Source organism: Paenibacillus sp. FSL K6-0108 (assembly GCF_045040695.1).
GTDB lineage: Bacteria > Bacillota > Bacilli > Paenibacillales > Paenibacillaceae > Paenibacillus > Paenibacillus pabuli_B.
In genome coordinates this window covers 3,892,012-3,914,393 of record NZ_CP150288.1, presented here as the reverse complement: position 1 = coordinate 3,914,393, position 22,382 = coordinate 3,892,012, and the positions used below count along the sequence as shown (strand labels likewise).

Genomic DNA, 22,382 nt, shown 5'->3' with positions numbered 1-22,382 from the left:
ATGGTGAACATTCCAGGTCTGGTTGCTGGTAACTTTGAGAATTGTCCCGTCCACAAAATTTCCGCACAGGATACGAATAAGTTCATCCTGCTGTGCGACAGGGAGCAGGTTCCTTTCACTTCATTTGTGGAGATCTTCGAGGTTGGAGGCAGAACTCCATCCAATGAACACCGGGAAGCTTATGAATATTTTTATGTGTTAAAAGGGGAGGGGCTAGCCAAAGTTGGCAACGAGTATGAGACTCCGATCCGCCAAGGCTCATTCATTATCATTCCACCGGGCAACCATCACGATATTATTAACACGGGCAGCACACGTCTGTATTGTCTGACGACCATGGTACCGGACGAAATGTTCTCAGATATGATCAAAGCGGGTCCGGCCACCGAGCTTGACGAGGAGGATCTGGCCGTGCTTCAGGCGCTGGCTACCGCACAATGAGTGCAGGGCTGCGTTTCATTAATGTACGCCTTCCGCACCGGGAAGACCTCTGTCTTTATGAACTAAAGGCGGAGGTTGGAAAATGGGTTAGTATCCGTCAGCAAGATCATTTCCTTGATGCACGGGAAAGTGGTTCTTCCCGACTGATGGTCCCACATCAGGCCGGATCGGATCTGAAACGGCTCGCAGACGCGGATTGCATCGATTTGCAGGGCGGCATGATGCTTCCTGGCCTGGTTGACTGTCATATGCATCTGGATAAAGCCTTCTCGCTTGAGCAGGTGTCGAACCGATCCGGCACACTTCATGAAGCCATTCTTAATTACAGCCAGGCTGTACAGACATTCAGCAAGGAGCAGCTAGCGGAACGCATGCTGACGGCAGCCAGTATGGCACTGAGCTACGGGACCACGACCATAAGGAGCCACCTTGACTTCCCTGTTCATTTGGGGAGAGAGGTGGCCTTTCGGACGATCGAGGCAGCCTTGGAAGTACGAGAGAAGTTGAAGGGCCGTATGGCTATCCAATATGCGCTCATGGTTCCGTTCCGAGGCAATCATGAAGCTGCGGATGAGGCAATTGAGGAAGCACTGCGGATGGGAATTGATGTACTGGGGGGAGCCCCTCATCTCGCAGATGACTCTGAAAGAGAGACTGGCAGGATTTTTCGGTTAGCGGAACGTTTCGGCGTACCCATTGATTTGCATGCAGATGAAAGTGATAATCCCGAAAAAAAAACCGTGCTGAGCATCGCAGAGCATACGATTCGCTACGGTTATCAGGGCAGAGTGACGGCAGATCATCTGTGCTCGTTGTCTGCAATGACGGAAAATGATGCACAGCATGTGATTGCGAAGATGAAGGAAGCCGGTCTGAACGCGGTAACGCTCCCTGCGGTGAACCTGTATCTTCAGGGACGGGAAGATCACGGCCTGGTAAGACGGGGCACAACACGCATTCGTGAGCTGCTTGCAGAAGGCATTCCGCTTGCTGCGGCCTCCGACAATATTCAAGACCCGTTCCATCCGTTCGGCCGCGGGGATCTGATACAGATCGCCCAAATCACATCATATGCAGCCCACATGGGCAGTGAACGGGATTTAGTACAGCTGCTGCGGATGATCACGGATATACCAGCTGAAATCACAGGTCGCTACGAGTATGGAATAGAAGAAGGGCATGACTGCAACTTTGTTGTCACGGATGCTTCGGATGTCACGCAGCTGCTATCAGGCACAAAAATGAGTCGCTGGGTGTATGCCTCCGGCAGATGGCAGTCTGCTTTGCATACAGCTCAGTCATTCGCATCTGAATGGGTAACATGATTAGCTACAAACAGGAATGACCCTCAGTTAAACATAGAAGAGAAAGAAGGTGGCAAGATGGTTCCACAAGTCACAGGCACACAGACGATGGTAGTCAGTCCTCATTCTTTGGCCAGCGCGGCAGGATCGCGTATTTTGCAGCAGGGAGGTAACGCTTTTGATGCTGCCGTGGCAGTGAGCGCCTGTCTTGCCGTCGTATACCCCCATATGACGGGACTGGGAGGCGATTCCTTCTGGTTAACCTATAGCAGCGAAGAGAGAAGAGTCAGGGCATATAACGCGAGTGGACGTTCGGGCAGCGGGATTACCGCCAGCTGCTTTGCCGGCGAGTCAGCCATCCCGCAGCGGGGACCCCGAAGCGTCATTACCGTGCCGGGGATGGTGGACGGCTGGGATGCCATAGTACAGGAATATGGCTCGAAGACGCTGGCGGAGGTGCTTGAGCCCGCGATCCGTTATGCGCTGGAAGGCTTCCCGCTATCGCCGGACCAGCATGTCAATACGGCTGAGCGTTTCAATGTGCTGGCAGCTTATCCACAGACTGCCGCCATCTATCTGCCTGGAGGCAAGGTCCCGGAGCAAGGCAGCCGCTTTGTGCAGTCTGCTTTGGGAAGCAGCCTGCTCCAGGTTGCGGATCAGGGTCGAGACGTATTTTATTCAGGCAGTGTTGGTCAGGAGATTGTTCGCTCACTTAAGGAGCAGGGCGGTCTGCTGACACTGGAGGATTTTGCGAGACACAGAGGTGAATGGGTGGAGCCGATCAAAGGGAGTTACCGAGGGCTTGATCTTTATCAGGTCCCGCCGAATTCACAGGGATTTACCGGTATAATGGCGCTTCAAATTCTAGAGCAGTTTGATTTGGAGAGTATTGAGCATGGTTCCTATGAATACTATCACCTGCTCGTGGAGGCACTGAAGCTGAGCTTCCGTGACCGCGATCGTTATTTGACAGACCCACAATTTTCCTCCGTTCCTCTGGACCGACTGCTATCCAAACCCTATGCTGCAAAGCTGGCGGCCTGCATCGATATGGAGCGAGCTCTGCCGATGAATACCCAGCCGGTAGGCCATGATACGGCATATGCGGCGGTAGTAGACAACGAGGGTAATGCCGTTTCATTTATCCAAAGTCTCTATTTTGAGTTCGGCTCGGCCGTGGTTGGAGGAGACACCGGAATATTGCTGCAGAACCGAGGCTCGTTTTTCTCGCTAGATCCGTCGCATGTGAACAGGCTGGAACCGGACAAAAGAACCTTTCATACGCTGATGCCGGCGATGGCTTGCCGCGATGGGAAGCCGTATATTTTGTACGGTACCCAGGGAGGAGAAGGTCAGCCCCAGACACAGACCGCGCTGCTGACCCGCATGGTGGATTATGGTATGACTCCCCAAAACGCTGTGCATGAACCCCGCTGGGTGTGGGGAAGAACATGGGGAGAGGCGACGCAAGAATTGAGAGTGGAGGGCCGAATCGCGGCAGAAGTGCAGCAGCGTTTACGACTCGCCGGACACGAGGTACACACAGTTGAAGATTTCGCTAGAGTCATGGGACATGCGCATGCCATTATGATCGATGACAATGGCTTCCTGCTCGGGGGCACAGACCCCCGCTGCGATGGTGCGGCTATCGGATGGTAAACCAGAACCAGGTGAAAGGTCTGGGTGCATACTGCCCAGGCCTTTATTCTTACATAAGACACAACTAAACTGCGACCGTTTCCTGTTAGCCTACTGGGGAGCGGTCGTTTATTTTCTTCTAAGTCCGAACCAACTCCACACCAAAAAACACAGGAGCAGGTTAAAAAATTTTTGAAGACCTAGAGTTTATGTTATTGGTAAAAGTTGTTAACCACTATTGCCTCCCGCATTGCTTGTGCAGTCGTACAAGGTTGTAATTATGTAAATTTCAGTTGGAAATGATGATTTCGCCCTGATGTAATGATTTGTAAAATAAGGTTATTAAATAGAACAAGGAGAGGTTTCCATGACAAAACCAGACGTCCCAAGCCATCCACAGACATCAGGTTATAGCTATAAAATTAACGATCCATTCTGGTCTCATTATATTGAACTGGTCCGCAACGTGGTTGTTCCTTATCAATGGGAAGCGCTTAATGACCGTATCGAAGGAGCTGAACCAAGTCGGGCCATTCAGAATTTCCGCATTGCTGCAGGGGAGGAAGAAGGCGTTCATTATGGCATGGTATTTCAGGATAGCGATGTGGCGAAATGGATTGAAGCAGCATCGTACCTGCTCTCCGCTAAGTCCGACCCGGAACTGGAAGTCCTCGTGGATTCCGTTATTGAGACCATAGCTCGGGCACAGCAAGCCGATGGTTATTTGAACACGTACTTTACCCTGCGGGAACCTGGCGCGCGCTGGACGAACCTCGCTGAGTGTCATGAACTCTATTGTGCAGGACATATGATTGAGGCTGGTGTGGCGTACTATCATGCTACGGGCAAGCGCATGCTGCTGGATGTGGTTATTCGCCTTGCGGATCATATAGGCACCGTGTTTGGTACAGAGCCGGGACAATTGCCAGGTTATGATGGGCATCAGGAGATTGAACTTGCACTCTTCAAATTGTATGAGACGACAAAGGAAGAGAAATATCTGGAACTGAGCCGTTATTTTCTGGATCAGCGGGGAGCGAGTCCGCATTTTTTTGTAGAAGAATGGGAGCAAAGGGGCCGTACCATACATTTTGGCGGGTTGGACATGGTTCACCGTCATACGTACTCCCAGTCCCATCTGCCCATTAGGGAGCAGTCGACAGCAGAAGGCCATGCGGTTCGACTGGTTTACATGTGTGCGGCTATGGCAGATGTAGCTGCGAAGACGGAGGATACACCGCTGAAAGAAGCCTGTGAACGGTTGTGGAGCAACATCGTAAGCAAGCGAATGTACATTACGGGAAGCATTGGTTCATCAGCCAAAGAAGAAGCATTTACAGGCGATTATGATCTGCCGGGAGATACCGCCTACGCAGAGACTTGTGCCTCGATTGGCCTGATCTTTTGGGCGAAGCGCATGCTGCAGATGGAGCAGGATAGCCGGTACGCAGACGTTATGGAGCGAGCCCTGTACAACACGGTGATTAGTGGAATGTCCCTGGATGGTCAACGATTCTTCTATGTGAATCCGCTTGAAGTCGATCCGGAGATTCAACGTGTGAATCCTAATTATGCCCACGTGCGAACACGCCGGCAAGGGTGGTTCGGTTGTGCCTGCTGTCCGCCGAACATTGCGCGATTAATTGCCTCATTGGATCAATATGTATTTACCCCGGCTGTGGAACAGGCTACGTTATATGTGCAATTGTACATCGGAGGGGAAGGGGAATTCACACTTCAGGGTAGGAGAGTAGCCCTAACCATGGACTCTAACTATACCTCCACCGGAGATGTGAAGCTGATCGTTCGGCCCGATTCCCCAGAGGGAATGCAGTTTACGATAGCTTTGAGAAAACCGGACTGGTGCAAGATTCCCGAGCTGTGGATTAATGGGGAGAAGAGCGAACAGGATGGGTTTACTTTTGAATACGGTTACATTAAGGTGACCCGTTCGTGGAAAGTCGGTGATGAGATTAAACTTCACTTCCCTACGGAGTTGCTTCGGATGAAAGGGCATGATCACATCAAAGCCACTTTCGGAAAAGTAGCCATCCAGCGGGGACCGTTTATGTACTGTCTCGAAGAAGTCGACAATGGACGCGGATTGCATCGCATTCAGCTGCCCCGGGATGCCGAGTTTCATATCGGTAGCGGTGAACGGATGCCTCTGGGGGTTCCCGCACTTACAACCATTGGGCAGCGAATCGTATCCCAAGAAGACTGGGGAATACAGCTATATCGCAGTGATGTCCACTGGGATACACAGCCTGCCGAGCTTCGGTTCATTCCTTACTTCACTTGGGCCAATCGGGATGAAGGAGAAATGAGCGTTTGGATTCGGGAGAGCGAATAAGAAGAAGACTACTAGTGCTGCTGTAAAAAGGTAGGCAAACAGGAAAGCGTCCGATAGACCCAGAATGCGCGCTGCAGGATAACGCGATCTTTGGTAAACGGACACTTTATTTCACGGCATCAGTTCTGACGGAGTCCGTTTATTTATCTGAGTTGGTAAACTTGCTGCGGAAGTTGGAAGGAGAGATGCCCTCTTTTTTCGAGAAACAGGAAGAGAAGTAGGATACATGATTAAAACCGATTTCTTCGGCGATGCGAGCAACGGACCAGGCGGTTTGAAGCAGCAGCTTTTTGGCCAGTTCGATTCTGTAATGCAGCAGATATTCCATGGGGGTCATGCCATACACTTTCAGCATGCTGCGTGCAAGATAGTTTGGATGGTAGTTGAGTTCCTTTTGCAGCATCGGATTGGAGATTGGTAGCGGGTAATTGTGGCGGATGTAGAGTTCAACTTTCTCTGCAATCCGGATGGCAGCAACGTCGGACAGTGAGGACAGCCCAAGATCCAGATGCTGCATAAATTGCTGGAAGGTCGCCTGTCGTTTCCAATTGCGCATGGACTGGGGCTCCTGATCAAGCTGAGAGAAATGCTCCAGCAGTTCCATGTCTTTGGTTGCAATGTGCATATGTTTGGGGATGAAGATGGAACAGACATCACAGTGGTTCAGATATGCGCTCACCTTATGTGTCTCGATTAGTTCTGATTGATTGGCGAGGCATTCGTCCATGTTGGCAGACTCTCTCCAGCTGCCATAGGTTTGAAAATGAATCCAGATCATTTCCGTTTCCGCCTTACAGGCTGCACTGCCGTAATGGTGTCCATCCGGTTTAAGGATCAGTGCTTCTCCTTGGTTCAGAAGCCATTCTGTCCCGTTTTCGCTAATGGCGAGTGAACCGCGTGTAACGACAATTAGATCAAAGACACCGATGTCACTGCGGCTAATGTGATATTCACCGGCTTCGTAATAAGCACGTCCGCAATCAATAAAATAGGGAATGGGCGGGGTGATGAAATGAAGGATGGGCGAGTCCAATTTGGCACCTCCGAACAGGTTGAAATATTTAAAATTCATGTTGGCATCGAGCATTTATTTTTTATGATACAGCAAGTAACATAGAAAATAAAGCGCTTACGAAATTGAGTTTCTAACCTTAAACGGATTCAGGATTACAACCTTGGGAAGGGGATTGCACATGAAAAAAATGCAGGTATGGTTAGGGGTATGTCTTCTTGTGGTAGTGATGGCTCTGAGTGGATGCAGTACTACAAAGGAAGGTTCAGGCGGGACATCTGAAGAGGCAGGAAGCGGAGGAGTGACCAAGCTGGTCTTCTGGACTTTTGTGGATGCCCATCAGAAGTTTTATGAGAGTATGGCAGAGCAGTGGAATCAGGACCATCCTGATCAACAGATTGAACTGGAAGCAACGACGATTCCATATGACGATATGCATACCAAGCTGTTGCTTGCCTTGCAATCCGGTGTGGGCGCACCGGATCTGGTTGATATCGAGCAAAGCAAGTTTCCCAATTTTATGAAAGGTGTACCGCAGCTGGTGGATCTGACGAACATGATTCAGCCCGAACTGAGTAACATTGTGCAATCCCGGGTGGAAATCTACAGCAAGGAAGGTAAATACTACGGTATCGATTATCATGTGGGTGCAACCGTCATGTATTACAACCGGGACATTCTGGATCAAGCGGGTGTTAATGCAGATGATATCAAGACATGGAGTGATTTCGAGCAGGCAGGGAAACAGGTGCTCGAGAAGACCGGTAAACCGATGATCACGTTTGAAGGGAATGGGAACTGGTCCTGGTGGCCGGCCATTAGCCAGCAGAAGTCGGATCAGGTGGATGCAGATAACAACGTAACGGTGAACGCACCCATTAATATTGCAACGATGAAGTTCTTTCAGAACATGGTCCAAGAAGGGGTTGCTGCTGTCGCGCCCGGGGCAGGGCATGACACGGAAGAATACTTCGGATATATGGATAAGGGGAGTGCAGCAGCAGTGTTTATGCCGTTCTGGTTCATGAACCGGTTTACCGATCATATCCCGGATCTCAAGGGTAAGATGATCATTCGCCCTATGCCAGCCTGGGAAGAGGGTGGTAATCGTTCCGCTGGCATGGGAGGTACAGCAACGTCCATTACCAATCAGTCCGCATCGATTGAACTCGCCGAGCAATTTCTCGCTTATGCCAAACTGTCCAAAGAGGGTAACATTCAGATCTGGAAGCAGCTTGGATTTGACCCGATTCGCACAGATGTATGGACAGATGCAGCCATGAAGGAGTCGAACAAATACACGGATTATTTCGGAGATGATATTTTCAACACCCTGCTCGAAGTGAAGGATGAGATTGCTCCTGTCCACATTCGAGAGAAGTCGCCTGAAGTATTCGATGCGGTGCGTAATAAAGCAATGCCAGAGATCTTCATTAATCTGAAGGATCCTGAACAAGTCCTGAATGACGTTCAGGCAGAACTGACTCGATAAACGTTGTTGGTGGGATCGTTTTTAATATAGAGGATATGGCTTATTCCAAGTTGGGGGTTGGTCCACAGTGCAGCTTCATAAGGAAACAACAGCTTCAATAAACGCCAACAGGCGCCGGAGCATCAGATTGAATTCCAGAACATGGGCTCCGTATGGGTTTGTGTTGCCGTTCATCTTGTCATTTCTCATTTTTTTCGCTTATCCGTTGTTTCGAGCCGGCATGATGAGCTTTCAGCAGGTTCTTCCTGGCGATGTTCAGTTTGTGGGGCTGGAGCATTACAGTAAACTCTGGAACGCCGACTTTCGGGCTGCACTGTGGAATAGCACGCGTTATACCTTTTGGACGCTGCTGCTGTTGGTTCCGGTACCCATGGTGCTTGCCGTATTGCTCAATTCCAGTCGCATGATGGCCCGGAACCTGTTTCGCTCAGCCCTGTTTATTCCTGCACTAACTTCGGTTGTTGTAGCTGGGGTTGTATTCCGGCTCATCTTCGGAGAACTCGATGGAGCACTGATGAATTCCATCCTGAGCGTCTTTGGCATTCCAAGCCAGCAGTGGTTATATAGTTCATCACTGGCCATGGTTGCACTGGTCGTACTTGCAGGCTGGCGCTGGATGGGCATTAATATGCTGTACTTTCTCTCCGCACTGCAGAGCATTCCCAAGGATCTGTATGAGGCCGCAGATATCGATGGTGCTGGAGTGATGAGGAAATTCACGAGTATTACGGTGCCTATGCTTAAGCCAATTACCATCTATGTGATTACGATTACGCTGTATGGTGGGTATGCGATGTTCACGGAGAGCTACATGCTCTGGGCAGGCAAACCCTCTCCGCAAAATATCGGACTGACAATGGTGGGTTATATCTATCAGCAGGGATTCCAATATTTTAATCTCGGATTCGGTGCGGCCATCGGCATCACATTGCTGGTAATCACACTCCTGATCAGCATGCTTCAGCTTACCGTGCTGGGCATGTTCAGGAAGGAGGATTAGTACGATGGAGACACGAAAAAATAAAATTAATGCTGCTTCACTTTTGTTACTGGTATTGTTTGCGGCGTTGGCTGTCTTGATGCTGTTTCCTCTGTATGCATTAATACTTGCCTCACTGAAGCCAGCTGCCGAATTGTTCCGGTACGGCCTCAACGTTCGTTGGGATTGGGCCTTAATGAGCCTGGACAATTATAAGACGATCTTTGCCGGATCGGGAGCGGCAGGTCACTATTTCACGTGGTACAAAAACAGTCTGGTCATCACCGCGATGTTCACAGTACTTAGTCTCTTATTTTCCTCCATGGTTGGTTACGGACTGGGCGTGTACCGGTTCAGAGGACAGCATCTAATCTTCACCCTCGTGCTGGTTGTGATGATGATACCAATGGAAATTATTATCCTGCCCCTGTATGAATTGACAATTAAACTGAAGCTGATCAATACAGTATGGGGCGTTATTCTGCCTTTTGTGGTGGCGCCTTTACCCATCTTCTTCTTCAGACAATTCGCTCAGGGTTTGCCGAAGGATTTTATGGATGCAGGCAGAATTGACGGCTGTACCGAGTCTGGTATCTTCTTCCGCATCATGGTGCCGCTGATGGCTCCGGCATTTGGGGCAATTGCCATCTTGCAGGCCATGAACAGCTGGAATAACTTTCTTTGGCCACTCATTGTGCTGCGGACAACGGAACAGTTTACTCTGCCGATTGGGCTGGCTTCCTTCGTTTCCCCATTGGGAAATCATTATGAGGAACTGATCTCAGGAGCCGTGCTTGCCATTGTACCCATCTTGATTCTGTTCCTTTTCTTTCAGCGCTACTTTATTTCAGGTCTCACGGTTGGCGGGGTGAAAGGTTAATTCAAACTCCCTCTATTTGATGAAATGGATGTCCCAAGCTTCATTCATGTTTTTATTGCCTCTGCTTCGAACAAGGAAATGGGGCATTCAATCATCATCTGAAGGGATGCTAAACGAAGTAAGCTCCACGTAAGTGGAGTAGCGGTTATAGGATTCGATTATCTTAACAAAAGACTTAGAGATTCTACTTTAGACGAAAGAATGAACGTCATTTTCGATGGATCGGTCAAAGGTATTTCGTAGAAGAAACTATAACTTACCGGTTTAAGAGAATTAAACCCCTAATGGATATGATCACATATATACAGGAGGTTATAATGACAATGATTTCGAAGAAGTGGAAGCCGCTTATGATCGCGCTGCTCCTGGCATTTTCAAGTCTGCCGCTGCAGGTTAGCGCTTTGCCTGGGGCCGCGACGGCTGCGGTAAAGACCGGTATCTCCAATGCCAGCCTGTCGGCCAAAGTCGGTGACTTAGGTCAGATTGAGGAGCTCTATATCAACAATAATCCTACCAATAAACAGGGGAAATCAATCAATTTCGTCCTGCCTAACACGACATCGCCACAGAATGGTACCCAGCACCAATGGATGGGGGAAATGATCTTCTCCTACCGTACAGGTGCCAATGGACAATTCCCTGACAACAGGGACGGCTTTGTAGAAGTTGATACCAATAAAACATTGGCTGCCGGGGGATCTACACAATATTCGACCATTAATCCGGATAACCCCTATATTAACAAGACCGCATCAGCAGACGGCAAGAAGGTAGAAGTCAACTTTATTGGACAGAGCCTAAATTCTACAGACCAGCGGGTAATGAAAGGCTTCGATGTGAAATCCGTTTTTGATATGGAGACCGATGATGGTTCAATGCTTTGGGAAATTACGGTGAAGAACAAAAGTAATCAGTATATCGAATTCGGGGATATCGGCTTGCCGATGCCTTGGAATAACAAATATCAGACCTTATCCGATACCTATGATGACCGTGTGACGGTGCATAATTTCGCAGGTGCTGACAGTGGGTATTCTTATGCCATCCGCACCAGTGGTGAGGGAAACTTCATGCTCTTCACTCCGGTGCCGGAGAGCGGCGCTCGAATCGAGTATGTGGATTATTGGATGCATGAAGCAGGAGAGCGACGTGCTACAGACACCTTTAAAAACTGGACAGGAGACAGTGGCGGCTGGTATCCGGGGCTGAACGTGCTCTATATTCACTCCAAAGAAATCCAGAAAACGGGACGCGGATACTTCACTGATGCTTCCAGCCTCGTACTAGGACCGGATGAGTCCAAGACGTATAAGTTCAAATTCTCAGCAGTCCGTGGAGGAGACAACACGCCGCAGGAAAGTGCCCAAAGCCCAAATAACAGTTCAACCTCGATGGAAGACCGTGAAGCCAATCTCCGGTCCATCCTATATAAATCAGGCATGATTGATGCCGTAGCGGTGCCGGGCTTCCAGACAGCAATCAATATGCCTGTCAAGCTAGACCTGCACTATGACGACAATATCGTTGATGTACAATCCATCGATATTCAAAATGTGGCAGAGAATGATCCGTTTGATGAAGCGCATATTCCGGATATCAAGCCTGGGAAGAGCAGAAAGGAAATGGTTGACAACTCGCGGGCCGGACGTGGACTGCCTGACGGGAACCCTGGCTACAACGAGTCGGTTGAGTTTGTCGAGACCAAGATCGTAAATGGTGAACAGCATCATATCTATTCACTTCAGTTTGATTCGATCGGCAATAACAGCGTGCGTATCGAATATAAGCTGAAGGACGGCAACAAATGGGTGGATAAATTCACTCAATTTGAATTCAATGTTCTAGCCGAGCTGGATGCAATCTCGGATGCCCATTCCGAATTCATGGTCCAGCAAACACAGGATAAGAATCTGGAAAGTCCTACTTATGGTAACTATTTCGACTGGTATCTTACAAGTGGCATCGATCTCAATACAAGCCATTGGGGGGATGACTGGAGCCATGATAACATCAACTTCATGACGATGAAGAACTATCTGGCTCCAAGTCCCGATGAAATTCGCTCTATCGAGACATACCTGATCGATTTCATGTGGGAACGATACATGAAGAATACTCAGGATAGCTACATCGTTGCGAACTGGCTGAAAGATTCTGGAGCGTACACCGACAAAGATAAGCCTTATACACGTACGTTCTCCGAAATCATGGAAGCTACCGGATTTTTCAACATGTACCGGATTCAGAAGGCTTATCCTAATCTGATCGAGTACCGGGAATCGCCTCAGTTTTATCTGGAGAAAGCTTATAACATCTACTATAAGCGTGTTTCCACCGGGGCCATCGGATTCTATGGCGAGCAGCAAATCCCGCATATGATTGAAGCACTGAAGGAAGAGGGGATGCAGAGCGAGTCAGCCAATCTGCAGAAAAAGTTCGCCCTCGACAAGGGACGGAATATGACTAGAGCCACTTATCCTTACGGCTCGGAATTTGAATATGATAATACTGGCGAAGAAGGGGCTTATGCAGCAGCGAAGGCACTGCGCACGTACTATCCAGCAGACGCACTTACAGGTGCAGCTGAGAAAAGTATGGAAATGGCCGATTGGAAAACACGTGCCATGCGCGGTATTCAGCCTACCTGGTTCCATTATTCCGTGCCCGTTTTCCGCGGCGGTGAAGGCTGGTGGAATTTCCAATATACTGCGTCTCTAGCAGGATACATTATGGATGACTGGTTAAGGTATGAGAATGATGGCAGATCGGTGGAGCAGAAGGCAATTGCACAGCAGCGAAATTATGCCGCGAAGATTTCGAACTTCAATGCCGTCAATATGGGACAGATTTCGGCTAATTCAGTTGGCAGTACCTCTTGGAGATATTCGATGTATAAAGGAGGCACAGGTACGAAGGACGTATACGATGGCGGCTCACGCGTCATGAGTAACGGCTGGAATGATTTTTCGGGCGAATCGGAAGAAGGCCTCTATGGTTCCCTTCTCAGCATCAGCTCCGATATAGTTACAGATCCGATATTCGGGCTGCTCGGTTATGGAGCGTTGGTAACTGACGAAGGAGATAGCTACAACATTACGCCGAAAGACGGTTTCGGCAAACGGATCAATCTGATCGATGAGAAAATCTATTTGGAGCTGGAAAGCGATAAAGTAGAAAGCACGCAAATTCAAAAAAATGGTAAGGGTTTTACACTTCAGCTCCTGAATCCATCAGGGAAAGAGCATACTTCACGGATTTTGTTCGATGGAGTGGGGATGGAGAATGGATACTATACCATGAAGCTGAATGGTACATCTGCCGGACAGTTCTATGTTCAGAACAATGAAGGCGTTGCCATGTTTCAGATGGGTAGCGTGCAGCGTGCTGAATTGATCATTGAAAAGTCAGCCGGCGGCGAAAATGAAGCTCCGCAAATTACTGTAGAGCTGGCGACACAACATCCACAAGCATTGATTCCATTTATGCTGAATGGGATTGTAACCGATGATGGTGCGCCGGAAGGGACTCTGTCTTATCAATGGGAAGTGGTCAGCGCCCCGGAAGGCGGCAAGCTAACCTTTACTCATCCGAAAGCAAGCATTACACAGGCCACGGGTACCAAAGCAGGCTCATATACGGTTAAGCTTAGCGCAAGTGATGGACAACTGACTGGCTCCAGCCAGATAATCTTCGAACTGGCTTCACCGCCGGATAAACAACCTCCAGCAATCGGCCAAGTGACTGCTGTTCAGGATGTTGCCAATAACAGTATCGTGGTATTGTCCGGGGAAGCCATTCCTGACCCTGTGCATAGCGAGGCAGAAGAACCCCAGTTGAAGTACTCTTGGGCCATTAAGCAAAAGCCTGAAGGTTCAGCGGACATTTCATTTGTGGATGGTGACAAAGCAGCAGCCTATGCGCGTATAAGCACGGCAGGCACCTACGTGTTTACCTTCAGTGCTACAGACGGAGACAAGAAGGCCAGTAAGGATGTAACGGTAGAGATCAAGGAAGATGCCGTTGACGTTTATCGGGCACTCAGCGTAGTGATCAAGAAGGATATAGAACCAGAACTTCCTAGACAAATTTATATTTTAACAGAGGACGGGTATCTAGAGCAGGAAATCACTTGGGATGCCATTGATCCAAGCAGCTATGCTAGTGCAGGCCAATTCGAAGCCAGAGGAAACGTCGATGGCAGTGCTTTGGAGGTTTGGGCTACCGTACATGTCGTGAATTCTGAGCTGCAAAATGCGGCGCTGACAGCCAAGGCCTCCGCTAGCTTCTCTGGTGGCGACGGATATCCCGAAGCGATGAATAACGGTATTGACCCTAAGAGCTCGGCAGATTTCTCGCCGAACCGCGGTGCCTCCAACAGTGCATGGCATAACTGGGGAAGAGAAGGGGATCCGGCATGGGTGACGTATGAATGGGATCAGCCATTCCTGGCCTCTTCGATGGATGTATATGTATTTCAAGACAACGGTGGGAACTTCCGTCCGAAGGATATGCAGCTAATGCTTCGCGGTGAAAATGGGAAATGGTACACCCCGCGGGACTTAAAGGGACTGGGCAATGAACTGAATAAATACAATACGACTACCTTTGAGCCCGCCTATATTACAGGTGTCCGTATGGACATGAAGCCTTCCGTTAATGGCAGCGGTATTCTGGAATGGAAGGTATACGGCTATACCGGAGCGGTAGATAAGACAGAACTGATCAAGCTCTATAACTATGTAAATACATTAAATCCTTCGAACCTTACAGATCCAGGTCTTGCGCCAATCGAATCGGCGAAGACAGAAGCATCTGCTGTGATCAAGAATATGAATGCCACAGACGAGGAAATTGCCCTGGCGCTCGAGAAGTTGCTGACGGATTTGCGTCTGCTAAGTCCGAATGACGGCAATATGGCTTTCCTCGCAAATGCTTCTTCCAGCTATACCTCACCTTGGGAGAGTCTGGCGGCAGTGAATGATGGGAGGAAGGATAGCAACAACATCTCGCACTGGGGAACCTGGGGCCATGAGGGCGCAGAGGAGTGGGTGCAATATGAATGGCCGCAGGGAGCATCTATCCGAAGTTCGAATCTGGTGCTGTGGTCAGATGGCGGCGGAATCAAGCCGCCTACCCAAATTGTATACTCCTACATCCCGGCGGATAGCGCAACTGATGAATGGGTAACAGCGGGAACGGTTACGGAGGGAATCAAAGTGGTTGAACATACTCCAGCGGAATCCTCCAATCCGTACACGTTTGACTCGGTGCTGAATGTAAAGGCAGTGCGAGTAACCCTGTCCAAGCAATCGCGGGCAGGAGATAACGGTGTAGGTCTGTGGGAATGGGAAGTTCACCAGGCCATATCCAGTCCTGATCGTGAGGCTCCAGTAACACCGGCCGGTGTGGCACCGTCCATTCCTGATGGAGATGACGGCAAACTGATCGGTGTGACAACAGAAATGGAGTATAAGAAAGAAGGCGAAGAAGAATATATTGCAATTGCAGGAATTGAGGTCACAGGTCTCACCGCCGGTAAATATTATGTCCGGTATATGAAGACCGGTTCGCTGAGCGCCAGCCTGGATAAGGAAGTCGTTATTCCGGAAGGGCAGACACAGGAGCAGGCTGCACCCGATGCGAATGTGTGGGTGATCTCACACGCCAATTCAGACACCGACTTAAAAGGCATAATTGAGGGCTTGGATGAAACGATGGAATACCGGAAGCTGGGCGAAGAGGACTACACGCCTGTTACAGGTTCAAGTATCAACGATCTGGAGCCTGGCAGCTATCAGATCCGGTATGCAGCCACAGACAGCCTAAAGGCAAGTCCGCCGGTAACCGTGGACATTCGCAATGAAGCCAAGGCAGACAGAGAGGCACCAACAGCGGAAGGACTCGTCATTACACCGCCTACATCGGCAGGAGGGAATGATGGCAGAATTGAAAATGTGACTGTCGATATGGAGTACCGAAAGGCGGATCAAGGTGGTTACATGCCGGTTAGTGGAACCACCATTGAAGGCCTAGAGGCCGGCAGCTACGAGCTCCGGTACGCCGGAACGGATTTGAGCAATCCAAGTCTTGCTATCCTGATCGTTGTGCCTGACGGAACCAAGCAGGAGCAAAGTCCGCCGTCCAGTGCAGAGGTCAAGGCTGTAAATGTCAGTACAGCTGGGGCCAAGGATGGTAAGATCACTGGTTTAAGTCCTGTAATGGAATATCGGCAAGTGGGAGTGGACGCTGGCAGCTGGAATGCGATCACAGGCACAGAGGTTACAGGTCTTGGCAACGGAATCTACGAAGTAAGATATAAAGAAACGGCAACTCATTATGCGAGCCAATCCCTTACTGTCGTTATCAGCAATCCAGTCATCAATCCGAAGCCTCCGGAAACACCGCCGTCAACGGATGCACCTGTGTCAGTGTCCACACCTTCACCGGTTCCTGAAAACATAAAAGTCGAAGGAAATTGGATTAAGATTGTGGCACCAAAGACGGATACCAAAACCGGTAAAGCTAAAGGAGCACCTATCCGGCAGGAAGACCTTAATAAGGCTCTGGAGCATGTAAAGGCGAATAGCAGTACTATTAAAATAATCATGGTGGACATTCCGAAAGCAGAGGGAGCCAATTCCTATGCGGCTGAGCTTCCTGCAGCTGTACTAACCGCAGAGCATGCCAACATCAAGATCGAGATTAATACGGAATTTGGAACCGTTGCAGTACCTTCTAATTTGCTGAAGTATGTATCAGGTGCCAAAAATGTGGAACTGTCACTGAGCCGGCTAGATACTGTAAAGCTTCATTCAGATGTAAAATCAGTGATAGCCAGCAGACCTGTTATTGCATTCGCTGTTCAATTAGATGGAGAAGAAATGGTAGCCTTGAATGCACCGGCTGAAATCAGACTGCCTTATGCTCCTGATGGTGAAGAATTGGCCAATTCCAAATACCTTACAGTTTCTTACGTGGCTGCGAATAGTACATTTGTTCAGCTATTGAATGGTAAGTACGACAGTGCTCTACAAGCCATGGTTTTTCCAGCGGCAAACACAGGTCAATATGCAGTTGTTTATACGAAGAAGTTCTTCAATGATGTCATCAAGGATTCGTGGTACGCACCAGCGGTTGAAACCATGGCGTCCAAAGGATTCATCGACGGTACATCTGCAACAAGCTTTAGTCCCGGCCAAAAGGTCACAAGAGGTGAGTATCTAGCCTGGTTGGTAAGAACACTGGATCTCAAAGCAGAGTTCAACACCACCTTCAGTGATATGAAGCAAACAGACCCCTATTATGAGGAAATCGGAATCGCCAAAGCACTCGGGATCGCCCTGGGCTCAAACGGCAGCTTCTATCCCGAAACGGATATTGCTAGACAAGATTTGGCTGTGCTGACCATACGGGCTTTGCGGGCAGTGGGCAAATCCGAGCAGACCCGCACAGCTGAGGATCTCAAGAGATTCACAGATGCGGCAAATGTAGCAAAGTACGCAATTGATGACATGGCTGCTATGGTTAAAATGGGTTTCATAAACGGGCGAAGCAGTGTCACCCTGAGTCCTGGCGGAACGACAACTAGAGCAGAAGCTGCTCAGGTTCTGTATAAGATTTTCTTACAGCTATAATCAAAGAAACCGACCTTGATCCTGTTTTGTGCAGGACCAAGGTCGTCTTAATAAGGCGGGCAGAATGGAAGAGTGATGTCGAGGGACAAGAACATGGTCACATTGAAGTCGCTAATTTAGCGGCTTTTTTATTTTATCGGTACAAGTTCTTGTAGTCATATCTTACGCGTCATTGTTTTACAGACAAGTTAATGCACGTGTCAGAACCCAAAATTTCTTGCCGGAATTATTATGCAGTTGGAAGCTGCAAGTATTCACCAAGAAAAGGGGAACCAACTCAAAGCACAGGAAATTATACGTAATGCCATGGTACAGGCCAGACAATCATTGGCGGATACATGACGAGCAATTTGTCGAAGGACAAGAACATAGTCCGATTGTCGATTAGATGAATATCTAATTTTAGTAATGAGTCTCTTATTCGATTAGATTATTATCTAAATAGTTAAGTGATGGAAATCATATTGCGTAAATAAAGCGAATTTACATAAAAATAGCGGGATATCATTGTATTCCTATGAAAAATTAAATGTTTTGACCACCAGATATCTCGATTCTCTGTGCATTCACCCAGCGATTGTCAGGATCGAGTAGGCTGGCAACTGCAGGACCAATGTCGTCAGGTACACCCACACGACCAAGAGGAACCATCGAAGCAAACGCATCATTATAAGATGGCGTATCACGTACAGCGCCGCCTAAAAAATCAGTTTCGATTGCACCAGGGGCAATCGTATTAACAGTTATACCGCGGTGTCCGAGCTCTTTTGCCATATAGATGCTTAGAATTTCTACTGCACCCTTAGCTGCCGAATAAGCAGAGAAGCCGGGATAAGAAACACGAGTAAGACCCGTTGAGAAGTTAACGATACGACCACCATCTGCAAGAAGCGGCAGTAACGCTTGAGTTAAGAAAAACACGCCCTTTACGTGTACATTGAACAAGCTATCGAATTGGGCCTCTGTTGTTTCGGTAAAGCTGATCATTTCCCCATGACCTGCATTATTCACCAGATGATTGAAAGTGGCGCTGCCCCAATTTGTTTGCAGAATAGAACTAACGGTTTCAGAAAAGTCAGCGAAGCCGGATGTGTTTTCTATATCAAGTTGTATAGCAATCGCTTTTCGTCCTAGAGCTTCGATCTCAGCAACGACTGATTTGGCTTCTTCTGCTTGGCTACGATAGGTCAAAATGACATCGCCGCCATGACGAGCAATGTTAATGGCAGTATTACGACCAATTCCTCGACTACCGCCAGTGACGATTGAAATAGTGGTCTGTGTAGCTTCATGTACAAAATGTTTCTTTTTCATCTGCATGCATCCCCTCAAAAATTTTTTAATTCACCTTGCTATCATAGTCTGTAAAGTTCACTTCAAGTCAAAGGTTTTTTTGAATAATAAAAGCTTTATAATAAAACCTGATTTAATCATAAATTTCTTCATTTTTCACATAAAATTAGAGGGTCTAATTAGTAAAGTTGAAGAATTCTTTTTAAAGTGTACTTTAATAGGAGGCGACGGAAGTAATTATGTTGACTATAAAAGAAGTTACTGAAATAACGGAAATAGCTGCACACACCCTCCGTTATTACGAAAAAGAGGGATTGCTCCCACATGTTAAAAGAAACGAAAATGGAAAGCGTTTATACGATGAAGAAGATCTAAGTTGGTTACACTTTGTTACAGCACTTCGAGCTACAGGAATGCCTATTGCCCAAATTCAGAAATACGTTTACTTATACAAGGAAGGGGACTCCACAATTCCAGAACGAAAATTGATGATGCTCAATCATAAAAAAGAAATAGAGCAGAGTATAAGGGATCTCTATTTTAACTTGGATAAGATAAATTATAAGCTTGCTCTATATGATGTTTTAGAATCTCAAATTGAACGAACTAGTATTAAAATTTAGGATTAACATAAGAATTAGCGGTAGATATCTTTCTTACAAAGTTCTGCGTGGTAACCAAATATGATGGTTAAATTTAGACTTCATAGTTGAGTGCGCTCTTCAGAGACGCCCCGCCAAAAGGGGCGTTTTTTCTTTATGGCTTTAGCCAGTTGAGTGCGTGAAGCGCGCGAAACAAAAACCAGCTAATGTTGGCACAAAAACATAAATACAATTGTCACTAGTTTTTGTCGCGGGACAAGAACATTGTTCCATTCAAAGTCGCTATTATAGCGGCTTTCGTATTATCAGGTTAGCCAGTAATTACTGGTTGGCCTTTTTTTGTGGTCGTTTTACGATGGGGGGAGCCGGGAGAACGCAGCGGCTTTAGGGGAGAAAACCTCGTACAAAAAACTGTTCTCCCACGACCTCCAAAAAACCATGTTTGAGCTGGTAGAGGCGGTAGACCTCGTATAACAAGCGAAGATAAGTTTTAGGTAATTAATACTGTTATGATCGGCCTTATTTTCTGATGACGATTGACATCGGACAACTTGTCCGTTACAATAAATCCATACCGGACAAGTTGTCCGAATTTATAATACGAAGGGTGAAACTGGATGTATGTCAAGAAGCTGTATTTTTTACCTGTAGGTGAATGTTTCCTAGATCAATCGGCTGTTAATCGAACCCTTGTCCCCGGGAAGTTAGTCGGAATGCCTGTGTGGTCTTTTCTGTTGGAAACGACCAGCGGTCCGATACTCATCGATACGGGAATGCCCGACTCTTTTATCAATAATCCCGATTACTACAAGGGGACTAGACGAGAAGGGCGCGTCGTCCCCAACATGTCGGACGGCGACTCGATCGTGAATGTGTTAAAGCGTGTCGGTTATCGACCTGACGATATTCAGATGGTCATTAGCTCCCATTTACACTTGGATCATTCTGGGGGAAACGGACATTTCCGCAATACACCTATCCTTATTCAAAGGGCAGAGTATGATGCGGCCATAGGCAACGAGGATTACTCTCCATTAGAGTGCAGGCTACCCGATTTACAATATCAAATCATTGAGGGTGACCATGAATTGATTCCGGGGGTTCAAATTTTCTTCACTCCGGGTCATTCCCCTGGGCATCAATCAGTCCTCGTCACAACAGAAAAGTCGGGTCCAGTCCTTCTGACGATTGATGTTGCTTATACTCGGGATAACTTCGAGAGTAACGTACCGTTCTTGACATTCGATCAAGAGATGGCTGACAAATCGATTATTCGCATGCAGGAGTTGATTCAGGATGTTCGGCCGTCCTATGTTTTCTTGGGACACGATAGAGATCAAGCGCAAAAACGCCGCACCTTTCCTGACTTCCTGTAATGGAGTAATAGGCTATGGATACTCAATCAATGGCTTTATCTGGAAATGAGTGGAAATTAATGGGGACACTTTGCTTGCTCATTATTTTCGGAAATATCAATATGACTATGTTTAACTTAGCTATACCGTCGATTTCCGCTGACTTTGCCCTGACCTCCTCGCAGGTGAGCTGGGTCATGGTCGGTTACAGCATTTTGATGGCTATCGGCGCCGGTACTTACGGCAAGTTAACGGAGTCCTTTTCCTTCCGTCAGCTGTATGTCATTGGTTTAATCCTTTTTGCTTTCGGCTCTATGATCGGTTTCTTTGCAGCTTCATACTTGCAAGTCATCATTGGGAGACTACTGCAAGCAGCAGGGGCCTCATCCATCTCTCCCCTGTCTTATGCGGCAGTAACCCTATATTTTAAGCCTGCCGTCAAGGGACGGGTACTGGGAACGTTATCCGCCACAATTGCCTTTGCTTCCGGCTTCGGGCCTGTGTTCGGCGGTTTCGTAGAGCAATACTTTGGCTGGCGTGCTTTGTTCATCGTGTCCAGTCTAAGCCTATTTGTTATCCCTTTGGTATTCAAGTATGTTCCAAGCAAGAAACACGACCGAGGTTCATTCGATTATCTCGGAGCTGTTTTGTTCTCCGCCGGACTGGCGTTGGTATTGCTAGGGGTTACGAACTATTGGTTTATGCTCATTGCAGGAGCAGCAGTTCTTCTATGGTTCGGTATTCATATTCAGAAAAAGGAACATCCATTTATCGATGCATCTTTCATGAAAAATGTTCCTTACCGACGAATTCTAGGGATTGGATTTCTTACCTTCGTATGTAACACGGGGTTAACCTTTACTCTTCCTGTCCTGATGAAGAACGCCTTTCATTTACCGACTAGCAAAATTGGTCTGCTGATGCTTCCCGGTGCTGCCTGCGCAGCCTTGCTCGGATCCCGGATCGGGGGCTGGACGGATCGTTTCGGAAGCTCCCGCGTGCTTGTCATATCGCAAAGTCTCGTCATCGGCGGATTTATACTGCTGGGTGTATCCGTACATTTGCCGCCATGGATCGATGCTTTATTGATTATTATCCTTATGATTGGATTCAACGGTGTCCTCACCTCTAGCAGCAATTTAGTTTCGACGACACTCCGTTCCGCTGAGCTGGGTGTGGGGATGGGTATTTTCACACTGGCCTATCTGCTAGGCGGAGCGTTCGGTCCTGCGCTGGTCGGACGACTGATTGATCTAAAGATGCCTTTTTCTGTTGTTTATTTTACCATTGCCCTGTTGGCAATCCTGACATACCTATTTGCAAGAAAAACAAATCCTAGCGGAAGCTATGGTAATTAGTTTGGTAGACGGACGACTTGTCCAAAAGATAGGGAGGATGA

The 22,382-nt window shown here is 48.0% G+C and carries 13 protein-coding genes; 11 read left to right on the top strand and 2 right to left on the bottom strand.

Annotation, left to right across the window (positions count from 1 at the left end; translation table 11 throughout):
• From MHB49_RS17655 to MHB49_RS17640, 4 genes are all read left to right on the top strand, one after another.
• Positions 1 to 441 carry a cupin domain-containing protein gene (locus MHB49_RS17655; RefSeq protein ID WP_090898515.1) on the top strand — a complete coding sequence of 147 codons (441 nt, stop codon included), beginning with the start codon at positions 1 to 3 and terminating at the stop codon, positions 439 to 441.
• On the top strand, positions 438 to 1,766 hold the full coding sequence (locus tag MHB49_RS17650) for an amidohydrolase family protein (RefSeq protein WP_405152355.1): 1,329 nt from the start codon (positions 438 to 440) through the stop codon (positions 1,764 to 1,766). The genes MHB49_RS17655 and MHB49_RS17650 overlap by 4 nt, the downstream gene beginning before the upstream one ends.
• Before the next feature lie 57 nt (positions 1,767 to 1,823).
• Positions 1,824 to 3,404: a gamma-glutamyltransferase gene (gene ggt / locus MHB49_RS17645; protein WP_405152354.1), complete on the top strand. Its 1,581-nt coding sequence runs from the start codon at positions 1,824 to 1,826 to the stop codon at positions 3,402 to 3,404.
• A 346-nt stretch (positions 3,405 to 3,750) separates the two neighbouring features.
• Entirely contained in the window at positions 3,751 to 5,736 is a 1,986-nt protein-coding gene (locus tag MHB49_RS17640) for a glycoside hydrolase family 127 protein (RefSeq protein ID WP_405152353.1), read from the top strand.
• Positions 5,737 to 5,875: 139 nt separating this feature from the next.
• Here MHB49_RS17640 and MHB49_RS17635 read toward each other — a convergent pair whose 3' ends face one another.
• A complete protein-coding gene (locus MHB49_RS17635) occupies positions 5,876 to 6,808 on the bottom strand; it encodes a helix-turn-helix domain-containing protein (protein WP_405152352.1) in 933 nt (310 codons plus the stop codon).
• A 121-nt stretch (positions 6,809 to 6,929) separates the two neighbouring features.
• Between MHB49_RS17635 and MHB49_RS17630 the strand changes: the two genes are divergently transcribed.
• The 4 genes from MHB49_RS17630 (at position 6,930) to MHB49_RS17615 (ending at position 17,733) form a co-directional block, all read left to right on the top strand.
• Positions 6,930 to 8,240 (top strand): ABC transporter substrate-binding protein, encoded by a 1,311-nt coding sequence (locus MHB49_RS17630; RefSeq protein WP_405152351.1) that lies wholly within the window; start codon positions 6,930 to 6,932, stop codon positions 8,238 to 8,240.
• Between the two features lie 97 nt (positions 8,241 to 8,337).
• Positions 8,338 to 9,240, top strand: a complete 903-nt coding sequence (locus tag MHB49_RS17625) for a carbohydrate ABC transporter permease (RefSeq protein ID WP_405157163.1) — start codon at positions 8,338 to 8,340, stop codon at positions 9,238 to 9,240.
• A 4-nt stretch (positions 9,241 to 9,244) separates the two neighbouring features.
• Complete coding sequence (locus MHB49_RS17620) at positions 9,245 to 10,099, top strand: carbohydrate ABC transporter permease (protein WP_405152350.1); 855 nt, start codon at positions 9,245 to 9,247, stop codon at positions 10,097 to 10,099.
• A 317-nt stretch (positions 10,100 to 10,416) separates the two neighbouring features.
• A complete protein-coding gene (locus tag MHB49_RS17615) occupies positions 10,417 to 17,733 on the top strand; it encodes a DUF5695 domain-containing protein (RefSeq protein ID WP_405152349.1) in 7,317 nt (2,438 codons plus the stop codon).
• A 525-nt stretch (positions 17,734 to 18,258) separates the two neighbouring features.
• On the opposite strand, the gene MHB49_RS17610 is transcribed toward MHB49_RS17615, so the two are convergent.
• Entirely contained in the window at positions 18,259 to 19,047 is a 789-nt protein-coding gene (locus MHB49_RS17610) for an SDR family oxidoreductase (RefSeq protein ID WP_405152348.1), read from the bottom strand.
• A gap of 218 nt (positions 19,048 to 19,265) precedes the next feature.
• Here MHB49_RS17610 and MHB49_RS17605 point away from each other — a divergent pair, with 218 nt between their 5' ends.
• The 3 genes from MHB49_RS17605 (at position 19,266) to MHB49_RS17595 (ending at position 22,341) form a co-directional block, all read left to right on the top strand.
• The gene (locus MHB49_RS17605; RefSeq protein ID WP_405152347.1) at positions 19,266 to 19,649 is read left to right on the top strand and encodes a MerR family transcriptional regulator; all 384 of its coding nucleotides are present in this window, start codon (positions 19,266 to 19,268) and stop codon (positions 19,647 to 19,649) included.
• Between the two features lie 596 nt (positions 19,650 to 20,245).
• On the top strand, positions 20,246 to 21,004 hold the full coding sequence (gene aiiA / locus MHB49_RS17600) for an N-acyl homoserine lactonase AiiA (RefSeq protein WP_405152346.1): 759 nt from the start codon (positions 20,246 to 20,248) through the stop codon (positions 21,002 to 21,004).
• Positions 21,005 to 21,018: 14 nt separating this feature from the next.
• Positions 21,019 to 22,341, top strand: a complete 1,323-nt coding sequence (locus MHB49_RS17595) for an MFS transporter (protein ID WP_405152345.1) — start codon at positions 21,019 to 21,021, stop codon at positions 22,339 to 22,341.
• The last annotated feature ends 41 nt before the right edge of the window (positions 22,342 to 22,382 follow it).

Bases quoted from the DNA above. Each gene is read 5' to 3' on its own strand.
- MHB49_RS17655 (WP_090898515.1), top strand. From the start codon at position 1: ATGGTGAACATTCCAGGTCTGGTTGCTGGTAACTTTGAGAATTGTCCC.
- MHB49_RS17650 (WP_405152355.1), top strand. From the start codon at position 438: ATGAGTGCAGGGCTGCGTTTCATTAATGTACGCCTTCCGCACCGGGAA.
- ggt (WP_405152354.1), top strand. From the start codon at position 1,824: ATGGTTCCACAAGTCACAGGCACACAGACGATGGTAGTCAGTCCTCAT.
- MHB49_RS17640 (WP_405152353.1), top strand. From the start codon at position 3,751: ATGACAAAACCAGACGTCCCAAGCCATCCACAGACATCAGGTTATAGC.
- MHB49_RS17635 (WP_405152352.1), bottom strand. From the start codon at position 6,808: ATGAATTTTAAATATTTCAACCTGTTCGGAGGTGCCAAATTGGACTCG.
- MHB49_RS17630 (WP_405152351.1), top strand. From the start codon at position 6,930: ATGAAAAAAATGCAGGTATGGTTAGGGGTATGTCTTCTTGTGGTAGTG.
- MHB49_RS17620 (WP_405152350.1), top strand. From the start codon at position 9,245: ATGGAGACACGAAAAAATAAAATTAATGCTGCTTCACTTTTGTTACTG.
- MHB49_RS17615 (WP_405152349.1), top strand. From the start codon at position 10,417: ATGACAATGATTTCGAAGAAGTGGAAGCCGCTTATGATCGCGCTGCTC.
- MHB49_RS17610 (WP_405152348.1), bottom strand. From the start codon at position 19,047: ATGAAAAAGAAACATTTTGTACATGAAGCTACACAGACCACTATTTCA.
- MHB49_RS17605 (WP_405152347.1), top strand. From the start codon at position 19,266: ATGTTGACTATAAAAGAAGTTACTGAAATAACGGAAATAGCTGCACAC.
- aiiA (WP_405152346.1), top strand. From the start codon at position 20,246: ATGTATGTCAAGAAGCTGTATTTTTTACCTGTAGGTGAATGTTTCCTA.
- MHB49_RS17595 (WP_405152345.1), top strand. From the start codon at position 21,019: ATGGATACTCAATCAATGGCTTTATCTGGAAATGAGTGGAAATTAATG.